This window comes from Neomoorella sulfitireducens, assembly GCF_024733845.1.
In the GTDB taxonomy this organism is placed as follows: Bacteria; Bacillota; DSM-521; order Neomoorellales; family Neomoorellaceae; genus Neomoorella; species Neomoorella sulfitireducens.
This window is the reverse complement of record NZ_JANRHG010000001.1, coordinates 111,520-126,315: the sequence shown is the minus strand read 5'-3', so window position 1 is coordinate 126,315 and position 14,796 is coordinate 111,520. Positions and strand designations below refer to the sequence as shown.

14 protein-coding genes are annotated in these 14,796 nt (G+C 55.1%); 4 read left to right on the top strand and 10 right to left on the bottom strand.

Annotation, left to right across the window (positions count from 1 at the left end):
- Positions 1 to 68: 68 nt before the first annotated feature.
- Positions 69 to 1,931, top strand: a complete 1,863-nt coding sequence (locus NWF31_RS00580; protein WP_258358555.1) for a TRAP transporter large permease — start codon at positions 69 to 71, stop codon at positions 1,929 to 1,931.
- Here the strand turns inward: NWF31_RS00580 and NWF31_RS00575 are convergent.
- The 3 genes from NWF31_RS00575 to NWF31_RS14480 all read right to left on the bottom strand — a co-directional run bounded on the left by NWF31_RS00575 (position 1,917) and on the right by NWF31_RS14480 (position 4,899).
- Positions 1,917 to 2,750, bottom strand: a complete 834-nt coding sequence (locus NWF31_RS00575; RefSeq protein ID WP_258358554.1) for an aminotransferase class IV — start codon at positions 2,748 to 2,750, stop codon at positions 1,917 to 1,919. The genes NWF31_RS00580 and NWF31_RS00575 overlap by 15 nt on opposite strands.
- 183 nt (positions 2,751 to 2,933) lie before the next feature.
- A complete protein-coding gene (pabB, locus tag NWF31_RS00570) occupies positions 2,934 to 4,343 on the bottom strand; it encodes an aminodeoxychorismate synthase component I (RefSeq protein WP_258358553.1) in 1,410 nt (469 codons plus the stop codon).
- A 247-nt stretch (positions 4,344 to 4,590) separates the two neighbouring features.
- Positions 4,591 to 4,899, bottom strand: a complete 309-nt coding sequence (locus NWF31_RS14480) for a J domain-containing protein (RefSeq protein ID WP_277998698.1) — start codon at positions 4,897 to 4,899, stop codon at positions 4,591 to 4,593.
- 184 nt (positions 4,900 to 5,083) lie between these two features.
- On the opposite strand from NWF31_RS14480, the gene hpt reads away from it, so the two are divergent.
- From hpt to gmk, 3 genes are all read left to right on the top strand, one after another.
- A complete protein-coding gene (gene hpt / locus NWF31_RS00560; RefSeq protein ID WP_258358552.1) occupies positions 5,084 to 5,629 on the top strand; it encodes a hypoxanthine phosphoribosyltransferase in 546 nt (181 codons plus the stop codon).
- Positions 5,630 to 5,644: 15 nt separating this feature from the next.
- Positions 5,645 to 7,192: a glutamine-hydrolyzing GMP synthase gene (gene guaA, locus NWF31_RS00555; RefSeq protein ID WP_258358551.1), complete on the top strand. Its 1,548-nt coding sequence runs from the start codon at positions 5,645 to 5,647 to the stop codon at positions 7,190 to 7,192.
- Positions 7,193 to 7,637: 445 nt separating this feature from the next.
- Positions 7,638 to 8,264 carry a guanylate kinase gene (gene gmk, locus NWF31_RS00550; protein ID WP_258358550.1) on the top strand — a complete coding sequence of 209 codons (627 nt, stop codon included), beginning with the start codon at positions 7,638 to 7,640 and terminating at the stop codon, positions 8,262 to 8,264.
- 133 nt (positions 8,265 to 8,397) lie between these two features.
- Here gmk and NWF31_RS00545 read toward each other — a convergent pair whose 3' ends face one another.
- The 7 genes from NWF31_RS00545 to NWF31_RS00515 all read right to left on the bottom strand — a co-directional run bounded on the left by NWF31_RS00545 (position 8,398) and on the right by NWF31_RS00515 (position 14,619).
- The gene (locus NWF31_RS00545; RefSeq protein ID WP_258358549.1) at positions 8,398 to 8,883 is read right to left on the bottom strand and encodes a ferritin-like domain-containing protein; all 486 of its coding nucleotides are present in this window, start codon (positions 8,881 to 8,883) and stop codon (positions 8,398 to 8,400) included.
- A 13-nt stretch (positions 8,884 to 8,896) separates the two neighbouring features.
- Positions 8,897 to 9,520: a TetR/AcrR family transcriptional regulator gene (locus tag NWF31_RS00540; protein ID WP_258358548.1), complete on the bottom strand. Its 624-nt coding sequence runs from the start codon at positions 9,518 to 9,520 to the stop codon at positions 8,897 to 8,899.
- Positions 9,521 to 9,549: 29 nt separating this feature from the next.
- Entirely contained in the window at positions 9,550 to 10,731 is a 1,182-nt protein-coding gene (locus tag NWF31_RS00535) for an ABC transporter permease (RefSeq protein WP_258358547.1), read from the bottom strand.
- A 17-nt stretch (positions 10,732 to 10,748) separates the two neighbouring features.
- On the bottom strand, positions 10,749 to 11,498 hold the full coding sequence (locus tag NWF31_RS00530) for an ABC transporter ATP-binding protein (RefSeq protein WP_422880229.1): 750 nt from the start codon (positions 11,496 to 11,498) through the stop codon (positions 10,749 to 10,751).
- A 140-nt stretch (positions 11,499 to 11,638) separates the two neighbouring features.
- Positions 11,639 to 12,670: an HlyD family secretion protein gene (locus NWF31_RS00525; RefSeq protein WP_258358545.1), complete on the bottom strand. Its 1,032-nt coding sequence runs from the start codon at positions 12,668 to 12,670 to the stop codon at positions 11,639 to 11,641.
- A 373-nt stretch (positions 12,671 to 13,043) separates the two neighbouring features.
- The gene (locus NWF31_RS00520) at positions 13,044 to 13,799 is read right to left on the bottom strand and encodes an energy-coupling factor transporter transmembrane component T family protein (protein ID WP_258358544.1); all 756 of its coding nucleotides are present in this window, start codon (positions 13,797 to 13,799) and stop codon (positions 13,044 to 13,046) included.
- A complete protein-coding gene (locus tag NWF31_RS00515) occupies positions 13,774 to 14,619 on the bottom strand; it encodes an energy-coupling factor ABC transporter ATP-binding protein (protein WP_258358543.1) in 846 nt (281 codons plus the stop codon). The genes NWF31_RS00520 and NWF31_RS00515 overlap by 26 nt, the downstream gene beginning before the upstream one ends.
- Positions 14,620 to 14,796 lie beyond the last annotated feature (177 nt).

Sequence of the window (14,796 nt, the reverse complement as noted above, 5' to 3'; positions counted from 1 at the left end):
ATAACCTGCCAGGAGGATAATTTAAGTTAAGTAAGGTAAAAACAAACTGACACAGAAGGGTGAATAGCGTGAAGGTATTTCATGCTCTTTCGGGCAAGCTGTACACGATCAGCTATTTTATTGCGGGCTTGATGCCCATACCGATAACCCTTGACGTCCTGGCCCGTTTAATATTGAGAAAATCCCTGCCGGGCATAATAGAAATGGAAGAATTCATGCTGGTTATACTCGTATTCCTGGGACTTGCTTATATCCAGGCCGAAAAAGAGCACATACGCATTGAATTGTTAGTTTCCCGTTTTCCCCAGTGGTTGCAGACTGTCATTGACGGGTTTATTTACCTGGCCTCGACAATCCTATTTGCCATAATCTCCTGGCAGACCTATTTGCAGGCAATCAAAAAGATAGGGACGAAAAGCACGGCCTTAGGAATTCCTATCTCAATTTTTTTGGTTATTGCTGCTGTTGGAACGTTATTGTTAACATTAATTGTGGCAACTGATTTTCTTAAAATAGCCAAAAAGATTATTAAAGACGGTAAGTGGCTTTATTTGTTAGTTATCCTGGCCCTGGGCGTGTTAATTATCTTATTACCATTTTATATTAAAACCCTGCCCTTCCGTATCAGCGGTCTTTCTTTGGGAAGCCTGGGAGCTTTATTCCTTTTCTTACTGATGCTTCTCGGCATGCCTATCGGTTTTGCCATGGCTTTAGCAGGGTATTTGGGTTTACTTATGGCCACCAGAAATGCGGTTGCCGCTTTCAGTATGCTGGGAATAGCACCCTATTTTTCGACAGCGTCCTTTATTCTTGCCGTAGCCCCATTGTTTATCCTCATGGGAGAGCTGGCGTTGTATGCAGGAATAAGCGATGAATTGTTTGAGGCTGCTTATAAATGGCTGGGAAGGCTGCCGGGGGGACTGGCCATGGCGGCTGTGGCGGGGTGTGCGGGTTTTGCCGCTGTCTGTGGCGACAGCATGTCGACGGCGGTGACCATGGGTACTGTCGCCCTGCCGGAGATGAAAAAGAGAAAATACCATCCCGGGCTGGCGACCGGTTGCCTGGCGGCAGGGGGTACCCTGGGCATATTGATCCCGCCGAGCATAGGTTTCATTTTCTACGCGATTATAACTGAGGAGTCCATCGGCAAACTTTTTATCGCCGGTATTATACCGGGAATTATCCTTGCCTCAATGTATATCGGCTGCATTTATATAATAGCCAGGCGCAACCCCGCTTTGGCTCCCCCCGGTGAAGTTTTTTCCTTAAAAGAAAAGCTCGTGTCCCTTAAGGGTATATCCAGCATGTTAATCTTATTTCTTATCATTATGGGGGGCATCCTGAGCGGGTCCTTCAGCTCGACTGAAGGAGGCGCAATTGGTGCTATGGGCGCTTTTATCATTGGCATTGTAAGGCGGCGCTTGAGCTGGGAAGGTATTGTTACGTCGATTAAAGATACGGCGAAGATTACGATCAAACTATTTATGATATTAATCGGCGTAGGGATCTTAGGATACTTCCTCGCGGCTACCAGGCTTCCTCACCTGCTGGCCAATGTTGTTACGGGATTACCATTTAATCGATATTTTATATTTACAGCTATGTGTATAATATATATCATTTTAGGATGCCTAATGAATGTTATACCAATGATTTTACTTACCTTGCCAGCAATTTATCCCGCGATATTTGCCATGGGCTTTGATCCCGTATGGTTCGGGGTCGTAATAGTTATTTTGATGGAAATGGGGCAGATAACACCTCCTGTAGGGGTAAACGTTTATGCAATCAATAGCGTCAGTCCGGATGTACCCATGGAAACAACGTTCAAAGGAATTTTACCTTTCTTTATCTGTATGGTAATTTGTATAATAATACTGGTCTTATTTCCACAGCTTGCTACCTTTTTACCTGCGTTATTGTTTAAATAAGCATTTTTCTTCCCTGTACCTGGCCTGGAGTAACGCTGTCACCGGGCCGGGCCGGCCGTTGCCGATGGGCCGGTCGTCCACCCATGTTAGGGGAAGGATCTCCATCAGGCTGTTAGTCAGGAAGGCCTCCCCGGCATCCAGAAGGGCCTCAGGCTTTAAGGGCCCTTCTTTTACTGCCAGGCCCAGGCGGGCGGCGTGCTTCAGCACCCGGGCCCGGGCCAGGCCGGGCAGGGGACCGCTGGCCAGGTCGGGAGTATAGAGGGTATCCTGCTGGATAAGGAAGAGGTTGCTGCGGCTGCCTTCGGCCAGGTTGCCGTCAAGGTTCAAAAGCAGGGCCTCCCGGGCACCTTTTTTCCGGGCTTCGGTCAGGGCCAGGAGGTTTTCCAGGTAGTTCATGGTCTTGAGGCCGGCTAAGGGAGAATGCTGGTTGCGGCGAATGGTGGCTATGACAGCCCGGCAGCCCTTGCGGTAATCTTCCGGTGTATAGGGCAGGCCGTTCTCGGCCGTAAACATCAGGTTATAGTCCCGGGAGCCCTGGAAAAAGTTCAGGCGACCGCGGCCGGTGGTCACCTGGTTGGCGGCGATGGTAGCCTGGATAGCTGCTGGGAGGCCGGAAGTTTCGGGTACAGGCCAGCCCAGGCGCCGGGCACTGCTGATAAGACGTTGAAGGTGTTCGGCGAGAAAAAGTGCTCTGCCCTTTTCGATGCGGATTGTTTCAAATAACCCCGCCCCGTACAGGAAACCGGGAGCTGTAGGGTTGATTGCCGTTTCTGCCAGGGTCTGGAGGAAGCCGTTAAGGTAGACCATTGCTTCAGGCATGGGTGTTTTTCCTCCCAAAACAGCTCTTTTACCAGTGAACTGTTTTTTACTCTTTCTGGCTTTCGAAGAAGACCAATGTCATGATGAGCAGCCAAGGCGGAAGAGCTGGAGCGGCTCCGGGACCGGTGCCGCGGGACTGAAAGAACGGGGGCAGTTTCCTTCCGGGTGCCGTTTTCTCCTGTTTCATAACCCCAGGGCCAGGATCAGTCCGCGGGCCTTATCCAGGGTTTCCTGGTACTCCCGCTCTGGCTCCGAATCGGCCGTAACAGCGCCGCCGACCTGGAAATAGGCCCGGCTGCCGGCCAGGAGAAAGGTACGAATAACGATATTCCAGTCGGCTTCACCGTCAAAACCCAGGTAGCCGATGGCACCGGTATAGACGCTGCGCCTTACCGGTTCCAGTTCTTCGATAATCTCCATAGAACGTACTTTTGGTGCCCCGGTTATGGAACCTCCGGGAAAGGTGGCCCGCCACAGGTCCACCATATCCCTGCCGGGCTGCAGGGTGCCGGTGATGGTGCTTACCAGGTGGAAAACGGTGGCGTATTCTTCCAGGACAAAAAGCTCCGGCACCCGCACCGACCCTACCTGGCAGACCCGGCCCAGGTCGTTCCTTTCCAGGTCGATGATCATCACCAGTTCGGCCCGGTCCTTGGCACTCTTCCATAACTCCTGGCGTAAGGCGGCATCTTCGGCCGGGGTCCGGCCCCGGGGCCGGGTGCCTTTAATGGGCCGCGTTTCTACCTGGCCTTGACTCACTCGTAAAAACCTTTCCGGCGAGGCGCTGGCGATGGTGCCTTCTTTTATGGGCAGGTAGGCGGCAAAGGGAGCCGGGTTGACCCGCTGCAGGCGCCGGTAAAGTTCCCAGGGTTCTAGAGCAGGCTCTGTTTGCAGACGTTGAGATAAGTTTACTTCAAAAATATCCCCGGCGGCAATATATTCCCTAGCCCTGGTGACGGCCAGGTAATAGGATTCTGGAGTAAAAAGGGAATTAACGGGTGTTCTGGTCCCATTTGCCCCCGCCGGGGGCGGCAGGGGTCTTGCCTTTTGCAGGCGCGCGGTTATTTCCTTTACCCGGGCCAGGGCTTCCTTTACGGCGGCAGGACCAGTAGCCGGGAAACCGCTGGCAGCCACGTAAACCCTTTCCTCGTGATGATCGATGGCCACAATGTTACTATAAAATGCCAGGTAACTCTCCGGGAAGGGTAGGTCATCAGCAGCCTGTGACGGCAGCTTCTCGATGTAACGGCCCAAGTCATAGGCCAGGTAGCCGACGATGCCACCGGTAAAAGGAATGGGGTGTTCTCGCCGGGGGAGGGTGTAGGGGGCTATAAGGGAGCGGATGATTTCCCAGGGGTTGCCGGTAAGGGTTTGCACCGGTTGGCCGGGCCAGGAGAGCCGGGCCTGGTAGCCCCTGGTCCTGACTACCAGGAAGGGTTCGCTGCCTAAAAATGAATAGCGACCCCAGCGGGGGTTAAAAAGGGCGCTTTCCAGCAGGAAGCTGTTTTCCCGGCCGCCGGTGAGGGCGGCATAAAGGGCCTCCGGGTCCGGAGGTGCTTTGACTTCGGTTACAATGGGTAATGGCGTAGTCATATTTATTCTGGCCTCCTCTTATAAATAAAAAAACCAGCTCTACCCAAGCTGGTCCTCACCCCAAAAGCTCCGAGTCGTCTCGTCTGAACCCGAACTTAGCGTTCCTCAACTCTGCTCAACATATATTAAGTTTTTCCCTATAAGATAATTAATATCATATACAAGGTTCCGAGACAAGTACCGACGCTGCTAAAGTATTACTTTCCTTTGTCCTTTAAACTTGGCAACTCATGGTGTATCTGTTGCGCTAGAAAAATTCCCCAAAATGCTCCATCCACCAGCGAGCATACCGTTCATCCGGATCCTCATTTTCCAGGGTAAGGTCGGCTGTTAACAGGGAGTTGCGGCCGGGCAGTTTATGGCGTAGAAGGTATTGATAAGCCTCGGTGATCAGGAGAAACTTTTCAACAGCAACCTTATCATCCGAATGACTGTCGGGGTGGTACTGCCGGGCCAGGCGGCGGTACGCCTTTTTTATTACCCGGGCGCCGGCATCGGGACCGACCCCCAGGACCTGGCGCGCCCTTTTTTCTAATGTACTGGTGACGGGGAACATGGAGTTCACTCCTTCAGCGCCAAATTTGGCCGGCCGGGAGGATTTTGCCGTTATACAGCGAAAATAACAAGGTTATGGTAAACTGTCAAGAGGTATATTAAATAAAGGCCGGCGGGGGAAGTTTGCCGCAACTATACTTAACTGCTGTAAACATCGTACTTTTATTTCGGGGGAGGAATTATTTTTGCAGGATGATATTGCTGAAGTCCTGGTCAGCGCCGCTGAAATAAAAAAACGGGTTAAAGAAATGGGCGCGGCCATCAGCCGCGATTATGCCGGCAAGGACCTGCTGGTGGTGGGTATCCTCAAAGGGGCCATTATTTTCCTCGCCGATTTGGTGCGGGAGATTACCATTCCCCTGCAGCTCGATTTTATGGCCGTTTCCAGTTACGGTGCCGGGACCACCACCTCGGGTGCCGTACGCATCTTGAAGGACCTGGAAGTGCCGGTGGAAGACAAACACCTCCTCATTGTGGAGGACATCGTTGATACCGGCCTGACTCTAAAATACCTGCTGGAAAATTTAAAGGCCCGCAAGCCTTTAAGTGTGCGCGCCTGCACCATCCTGGATAAGCCCGAGCGGCGGCTGGTGGATGTCCATGTCGATTATACCGGCTTTTCCATTCCGGATTATTTTGTGGTTGGATACGGCCTCGATTATGCCCAGAAATACCGCCATTTGCCGGACATCTGCGTTTTAAAACCGGAAGTTTACGCCCGGCAGAAATGAAAAGAGGGATAGAAAATGCAAGAAAACAAGCAACCTGCGGAAATAGTCCTGGTGCTGGACTTCGGCGGCCAGTACAACCAGTTGATCGCCCGGCGCATCCGTGAAGCAGGGGTTTACTCGGAAATGATCCCCTTTAATACGCCCCTGGAGGAGATCCTGGCCCGGCGGCCCAAAGGCATCGTTTTTTCCGGCGGGCCGGCCAGCGTCTACAGCCCGGGTGCGCCCCGCATTGACCGGGCTCTATATGAGAGCGGGATCCCCGTTTTAGGCATATGTTATGGCATGCAGCTCATGGCCCATGACCTGGGGGGGCGGGTGGAAGCGGCTGCAGGGCGGGAGTACGGCAAGACCGGGCTGGAAGTAACGACCGACGACCCCCTTTTTGCCGGCTTGCCCCGTAACATGCAGTGCTGGATGAGCCACGGCGACTATATCAGTGCCCCGCCGCCGGGGTTCCGGGTAACGGCCCGCTCGGCCCACACGCCGGTGGCCGCCATGAGCGACCCGGAGCGCCGGCTTTACGGCGTCCAGTTTCACCCGGAAGTCAAGCACACACCCCTGGGCCAGGAAATGCTCCGCCGCTTCCTCTTCCAGGTGTGCGGCTGCCGCGGTGACTGGTCGGTCAGCTCCTTTATCGAAGAGCAGGTAGCGGCCATCCGGGAGCGGGTTGGTGACGGCCGGGTGCTGTGTGCCCTGAGTGGCGGCGTCGATTCTTCCGTGGCCGCTGCCCTGGTGCACCGGGCCGTAGGCGACCGTTTAACCTGCGTCTTTGTCAATCACGGCCTCCTGCGCCAGGGCGAAGCGGAACAGGTGCAGGAAACCTTTGGCCGGGCAATGCAGGTGAACCTGGTCTATGTCGATGCCGGCGCGCGTTTCCTGGCCAAACTGGCAGGGGTGACGGATCCGGAAGAGAAGCGCAAGATTATCGGCCACGAGTTCATCCGCGTCTTTGAAGAGGAGGCCAGGAAGCTGGGGAAAGTGGATTTCCTGGTCCAGGGTACCTTGTACCCCGATGTGATCGAAAGCGGCACCGCGACGGCGGCCGTTATTAAAAGCCATCATAACGTCGGCGGCCTGCCGGAAGATATGGAGCTGGAGCTCATCGAACCGCTGCGGCTTTTATTTAAAGACGAAGTGCGCCGGGTGGGGGAGGAACTGGGCCTGCCCGAGGAGATCGTCTGGCGCCAGCCCTTCCCGGGTCCGGGCCTGGCCATCCGTATCCTGGGGGAGGTTACACCGGAAAGGCTGGCCATTTTACGCCAGGCGGATGCCATTGTAACTGAAGAAATCCGGCGGGCCGGGCTCTACCGGGACATCTGGCAGTCCTTTGCCGTGCTGCCCTCCATGAAAAGCGTGGGCGTTATGGGCGACGAGCGCACCTATGCCTACCCTATCGTCGTCCGGGCCGTAACCAGCGACGACGCCATGACGGCCGACTGGGCGCGGTTGCCTTACGAATTGCTGGAGCGCATTTCTTCCCGCATCGTCAACGAGGTACGCCACGTCAACCGGGTGGTTTACGACATCACCTCCAAGCCGCCGGCGACTATAGAGTGGGAGTAGGTAAGCGGTAAGCCAATGAACCTAGCAAGCAGGCAGGTTTAAAGCTGATTTTTTTCGAATTAGAAGCACGCCGCTTTCAAAGGTGGCGTGCTTTTATATTGCTTTTGCTCCTTAAATCATCAGCCGGGGATCCTGTTAGCTTTTGTGCGCTTTGCACATCCAGTTAAGTTTAATCCTGAACAGAGGGTGCACCATGGCGATAGGTTTTTCTAACTAGAGCGAAGAAAATAAATTTAACCTGTAGAGTGGTTATCGAAAAACGGTAAAGAAAGGAGGTTCGATTCTGGCCGGCGATAACAGGTGTGGAATCAACCGTGACCTGAAAGCTGTGGTTCAGGCAGTACGCGATTTTACCCGCCGGCAACGGTAAAGAGCTAGGAATTAACGTTGCTTCCTATGGGGCATTATGTTAAAATGTAGCCAAAAATTTTTTGCTGGTGACATTATGGTGCGAGAATTGCTTAAAGAACTGGTAGTTAATTTCCAGAGTAAAGACAAAAGAACAAGGAAGGGTATCTTTTTCGTCGTTTCCGGGCCTTCCGGGGTGGGTAAGAATACCCTGTTGAACTATGCCCTGGGACGGGTGGAGGGTATTTATTACCTGCCCTCAATAACCACCCGCTCCATGCGGCCGGGGGAAGTCCAGGGTTTCCCGTATTTTTTTGTCAGCAAGGCTGAATTTGAAGGAATGATTACCCAGGGGGCCTTCCTGGAGTGGAAACAGATTCATACGGGTGACTACTACGGCACCCATTTGCCGACGATTGTCTATGCCCTTGAGAACGGGTATGACATCGTCACCGATATGGATGTCCTGGGATGCGCCGAGGTTATGGAACGATTTCCCGGCAATGTAGTTCCCATTTTTATTGTTCCACCCAATATGGAAGCATTGCGGCGGCGGCTGGCCGGGCGGGAAAAAGATCCTGCGCTCATCGCCAGGAGGATGGCCCGGGTGGATATGGAAATGGGCTTTATCGATAGATACCGGCACGTGATCGTTAACGATGACCTGGAGCGGGCCGGAAAAGAGCTGGTACGCATTTTAGAGCAATATTCCCAAAGGGATTAAAAAGGGTAGGTTAACTGCCTGTCTCCAGTACTTAGTATTATAACTTCCACATGCGGTGGTAAAGCATTTCTTGCCGGAGAAGTTCCTCATGTCGTCCCCGCGGGAGTTTACTGTAACTCAAACCTCAATCTTTTTACTGCCAGCCGGACGGGGTTGTAAACCCTTCTTTATGCAGGGCCAGGCGGTCCAGCTCTTTCAATTTATTGCTGTACCAGGCGGCATGCAGGTCTTCGTCGATGAGGTGGCGCCAGAGGAGGTCAAATAGGGGTTTGTCGGCGACCTTGAGGATCAACCCCTTGTAATCGGCTATGGCCTTTTCCTCTAAAGTTATATTGGCCCAAAGTACGGTGCGGGTGTTGGTCCAGTTGAGGACGGTCGCCGCCGCCACCCCTAGAAGGGGGGCAATAACGGCACCGGTACGGGTGGGGGTGGCGCCGCGGCGTCTTATTTCCGCCTCCAGGTTGATGACGTGTTCCTGTTCGATTGCCGCAATTCGGGTCAACGCTTGCCGCAGGTAAATATCCGTTGCCGCCCGTGCCTGAGTCTGGTAAAGATCGACCTGCTCGATTTCCAGGGTATAGAACCAGTTAAGGCTGCGAATGAGGTCTTTTTTATGCAACCTGTGGCACCCCTTAATTAACTTTTGCCGCAAGGGGTGGAATTATACGGCCGGGTTCCTGTCCTTCATTACATGGCGTCACCTTGCTGATGCCGCAGAGGAATATTTCCACCAGGGTATCCAGGGCCAGTGGCAGGGATATATTATGGCTGGTGAAAAAGCCCGGGTTAATTATGGCGCGGACAGCAGCCAGGAAGGAATTGATGACCACTTCAACATTAAACTCCTTAAAATATCCCTTCTGGCATCCCTCCAGGTAGACCTGCCCCAGTTTTTCCATTCGTTCAGCCCGGAAACGGTCAATCTTTTCCCAGAGATGAGGGTAATGACGTTGCAGGTCGTGAAAGATTTGAGGTTCCAGGAAACTTACTCCCTCGGCAACGGCCCGGGCCATGGCCTGCAACTTTGCCGGCGGGCTGAGGGGGCCGGCAAGTATTTCCTGCACCCTGGTTCCTACCTCTGTCAACAAATTATCCAGCACTTGCTCAACAATTTCATCTTTACTGTTAAAGTAGCGGTAAAGGGTGCGCTTGCTTATCCCGCAGGCAGCAGCCAGTTCATCGGTAGTAACGGCATGGAAACCCCTGTCGCTGGCCAGCCTTTTCATGGTAGCCAGGATTTTAGCTTTTGTCTCCAACGTTCGCTCACTCCTGTTTACGGCCTTAATTAATCTACCCGTTTGCGGAAGCGCAGGGCGGCCAGGGCGATAACGGCGGCGCCGAAGCCGGCCAGGGCCTGGACATCCTGCCATAGATAGTTAATTCCCGTACCTTTGAGCATAATGCCGCGCAGGATATCAAGGAAATAGGTGAGGGGCAGCAGGTTGCCCAGGTACTGGATGGGCCGGGGCATGGAGGAGCGGGGGAAAATAAAACCGCTCAACAGGACGCTGGGCAGGATGAAGAGCATGGTCATCTGCATGGCCTGGAGCTGGGTACGGGCGATTGTGGAGAAAAAGATGCCCAGTCCCAGGGCGAAGACGAGGAAGAGGACGGTCAGCGCCAGGAGCAGCATGGCACTCCCGGCGATGGGCACCTTAAACCACAGGGTACCTATTCCTAAAGCTAGGCCCATGTCGATAAAGGCCACGACGATGTAGGGGATTAGCTTGCCGAGCATTAATTCGGCGCCACGGATCGGGGTTACCATCAATTGCTCCAGGGTACCCCGTTCCCGCTCCCGCACCAGGGCAAAGGCCGTCAACATCATGGTAATATTCTGCATGATTAACCCGATAAGACCTGGGATATTGAATTTCAGGCTCTCCAGTCCGGGGTTGTACCAGGCCCGTGCCCGCAGGTCAATGGCCGGCCCGGGCGGCAGGGCCGTCCCCTGGCTGGACAGGACGGCGAGGCGCAATTCCCGGGATTGGGCCTGGCTAACTAGCTCGGCCATGGACAAGGCGGTACGGGCCACCAGGGGGTCGGAACCGTCTACCAGGAGCTGGGCGGTAGCCGTTGCCTGGCGCTTTAAATCGCGGCTATAGCCGGGTGGTATGATGAGGCCGGCCCGGGCACGGCCGCTGTCAAGGAGGGATTTTATTTCTTCCTCGCTGCCTGCCTGGAAGACGAGGTCGAAATAGCCGGTGTTTACCAGGCTGGCTACCAGGGAACGGCTGGCCTGGCTGCCGTCCTGGTCATAAACGGCCAGGGGTATGTGATTGACATCGGTGTTCACAGCATAACCGAAGAGAAGCAACATCAGTACCGGCATGATAAAGACCATTACCAGGCTGGGGGGATCCCGGCGGATGTGGATAAACTCTTTCCGGATAATGGCCAGTAACCGCTGCCCGTTCGTGGTGATCACTCCCTGTAAATGGGATAAAATGTGCTGGAAGGTGATCAAGAGGCTGCCTGCTGGCGTTAATCCTCCCCTTTACCTGCCATTTCTATGAAGATATCTTCCAGGGTCGGCAAGCCGGCCGCTGCCATGAGCCGGGCCGGGGGGCCGAAGGCGTGGAGCCGGCCGCGGTCCATGAGGGCTATAACATGGCAGCGTTCGGCCTCGTCCATATAGTGGGTAGTAAGTAGGATGGTGATGCCCTCGGCAGCCAGCCCTTCAAGGAGATTCCAGAAGAGACGGCGGGAAACCGGGTCGACACCGGCGGTAGGTTCATCCAGGACCAGTAAACGCGGCAGGTGGATAAAGGCACAGGCCAGGGCAACCCGCTGTTTCCAGCCCCCGGACAAAGTGCCTACCCTTTGTTTTTCACAACCCTCCAACTGCATGCGCTCGTAAAGTTCCCGGCAGCGCCGGCTGAGGGCAGCGCCACGAAGACCGTAAATACTGCCGAAAAAATACAGGTTTTCGACTACGGTGAGGTCCTCATAGAGGTTGAATTTTTGGGACATATAGCCGATACTGGCCTTGATGGCTTCAGCCTGGGTAACGATGTCCAGGCCCAGGACCTGGCCGCTACCGCTACTGGGCCGCATGAGGCCGCATAGCATGCGGATGGTGGTACTCTTGCCGGAACCGTTGGGTCCCAGGAGGCCAAAGATGCTGCCGGCCGGGACCTGGAAGCTCACCTGGCGTACGGCCTGGATGGGGCCAAAGTTCTTGCTCAGGTTGGTGACGACAATTGCCGGGGCAACCTGGTAGGCAGGCGCAATTGTTTCTGGCTGCTCCCCGGGTACCGCGCCGGCAACCTGGTGTGGCGGGTTTGGTTGATGAAGGTTCACAGGTTACCCCCCTTTGTTCCCGGGAGCCCGGGTTTGTTTCATCCTGGGTGCTGGGCGAAGCTGGTTACAGCTTATACGGGAGCTGGAAAAGTAACATCGGCAGGCAGTCCCGGTCGCAACTTATCCTGCCCTCCTGTTACCAGGATTTTTACCCGGAAAACCAGGTTAACGCGGTCTTCCGTGGTCTGGACCTGGCGGGGAGTGAATTCGGCCTGGGGAGCGATATACTCCACCCGGCCGGGAAAAGAATGGCCTGGAAACGTATCAACCGTAATCTGGACTGGCTGGCCTACCTGGACTTCCCCGAGCCTGTTTTCCGGGATGTAGACGTTAAGCCAGAGGTTATTGAGGTCCAGGATGGTTACTACTTCCGCCCCCTGGGGGACCAGCTCCCCCTTTTCAAAATTAACGCTGGCCACCAGGCCGGCAGCCGGGGAGCGCAGGGTAGTTTTATTTAAATTCAACTGTGCCAGGGCCAGGTTTTTTTCGCTCTGTTGCACCCCGGCGGCCAGGCGGTCCAGGGTATACGGGGTACTCCCGGCCTGGAGCAGTGCCAGCCGGGACTTAGCTGCTTCCAACTGGGCCCGGGCTGCTGCTAACTGGTGCTGGCCCTGGTTATACTGGCTTTCCAGGTTTACCAGTTCTTGTTCCGGCAGGGCGCCGGCCTGGAAGAGTTCCCGGGCCCGGCGCAGATTGTCTTCCAGCAGGGTTACCTGTTCCTGCACGGCAGCTACCTGGGCATCCAGGCGGGCTACTTCCTGTTCGGCGGCGGCAATTTCCTGTGACCTGGCCCCGGCCCGGGCTTCGGCTAAAGCAGCCCGGGCTGCGGCCACAGCAGCAGCAGCCTGATCCACCTGGATCTGGTAGGCGGCCTGGTCCAGGTGGCCGATGATCTTGCCGGCCGGGATTGTGTCACCTTCCTTGACAGTCAAATCCTGCAGCGTCCCGCCAACTTCGGCAGTTACCTTGATTTCGGTAGCTTCGATGGTGCCGCTGGCTTTAAGGAGTTTTTCTTTTTCCCGCGGCTGGCACCCGGTTATTAAAACCAGTATGAGTAATAGGATTGCCAGCAGCCCAAGGCCGGTTCGTTCCCCTTTACCCAAATGGTTAATCCTCCCCCCATGACAAAGTAATCAAACCCAGATAGTAGAGTAGGTAGCTTCTTTTAATGGGAAACTAATAACACTAAAATAGTTTACTTGGTATCATTGTAACAGGTAACAGCCAGGTCCTCAAACTTGGCGATAGAGGGAATTAAACCTTGCAACCTGGAAAAAGCATATGCGCCCGTTTTTACACCGCTAGAATTCCGGTTTTCAGGGCTTTTGCTGGCATTAAAGCAGGCCCCGGTTACAAAAACCGGGGCCTGTGACATCAGTATGCCAGGCTGATTGGGCCTGCGACCAGTGGTACCTTACTGCCAGTTGAGCCTATCCCCCGGGACCGGTTGAAGACCCGTGGGCTGATTGGATAATCTTAATGCAGCGATACAACCGCCAGAACGGCTGTCAGGAGCAGGCACGAAGAGATTACCCCTATGTCCAGTAGCTGGAAGGTCGAGGTGTGCAGGCTGGTACGGGGGCCGGCGCCAAAAGCGCGGGTTTCCATGGAGATGGCCATGGTCCGGGCCCGCTGGACGGACATGAGGAGGAGAGGGAGGGCCAGGGGGATGAGGGCCAGAAAGCGCTTGATAATATTGCGGCCTTCCAGGTCGTAGGCCCGGGCCCGCTGGGCCTGGATGACCAGGCTCAACTCTTCCTGCAGGGTAGGGATAAACCTTAAAGAGGTTACCAGCATCAGGGCATAAACATAGGGGACCTTCAGTTTTTCCACAAAGGCGACAATCATATCCTTGGGCGGGGTGGTTGCCAGGAGAACGGGAATGGTAGATGTCATGGCCAGCATCCTTAAAGCGAGCATGGTGCAGGCCTTGAGCCCCACGTCGGTGATGCGGCCGATGCCAGTGCCGGGTACCAGGGTAAAAACAACCTGGCCCTCGTCGATTAAAAAGACCTGAAAGAGGAAAAAGATGGCGGCAAAGATTATAAGCCCCCGGATGGCGGGCAAGATTTCCCGCAACACCTTGCCAATCAGGGCGACGGCCAGGACCGAGGCCCAGAGGCTTAAGATGGGCAGGGGTTGCTGGTAGACAAAGGCCAGGGTAATAACAGCCAGGGACCAGACGACTTTGGTAAGGGGGTTGAGTTTATGCAGGAAGGACTTGCCGGGCATCTACCTCACCCCTTAAAGCGGCGATAATTTCGGCATACAATTCTTCTACCGTCAGTACGGGGCGCAGGAGTCCCTGTTCCTGGTAAGGGCGGGCGAGCTGGATGACCTGCGGAGGTACGAGGCCGGTGGCGGCCAGGACATCTTCCCGGGCAAAAACTGTCGCCACGGGCCCATCCAGGAGCAGCTGCCCTTCCCCCAGGACCAGGGCCCGGCCGGCGAAGCGGGCCACCATTTCCATATCGTGACTGACGAGGAGTACAGTGTGGCCCTGCTGGTGCAGCTTCTTGACAAGCCTCATTATTTCCAGGGCTTCGCGGTAATCCTGGCCGGTGGTGGGTTCGTCCAGGACCAGGACTTCCGGCTGCATGGCCAGGACGGAGGCCAGGGCCACCCGCTGGCGCTGGCCTTTGCTGAGCTGCCGGGGGTTAAAATCCAGGTAAGGGGTGAGGCCTACGGCGGCAGCCGCATCCTTCACCCTATCTTCTAGGACCGCCCCTTTGAGACCTAAATTCTTAGGACCGAAGGCCAGTTCTTCCCTGACGGTGGGCAGGAAGATCTGGTGATCCGGGTTTTGAAAAAGGAAGCCTACCTTGCGGGCCAGTTCAGCCACCCGCGCCCGGGCCGTATCCAGGCCGCCGATCAGGATCCTGCCCGCTGTGGGTTTAAGAAGCCCGTTCAGGAGCTTGAGGAGGGTGGTTTTCCCGGCGCCGTTCTGGCCGATAACGGCCACGAATTCCCCGGCCTTGATGTGAAAGGAGAGGCCCTTGAGGGCCTGAAAACCATTGGGGTAAGTAAAATGTATATTTTCCGCCCGGATCATTTTTTTTTGCGCCTCCAAATATAGGTTGCCGCCCCGTACTGATGGCGACAGCTTTCAGGTATCTTTTACCGCCGGCTGGCAGCGTTTTTCTCTCGCCATGATCCCTGCACAGCAGTTGCCCTCAACTCGCCCGCAAAGGTTAGCCAGTTATAAGATGGTACATTTACTGATTGCACT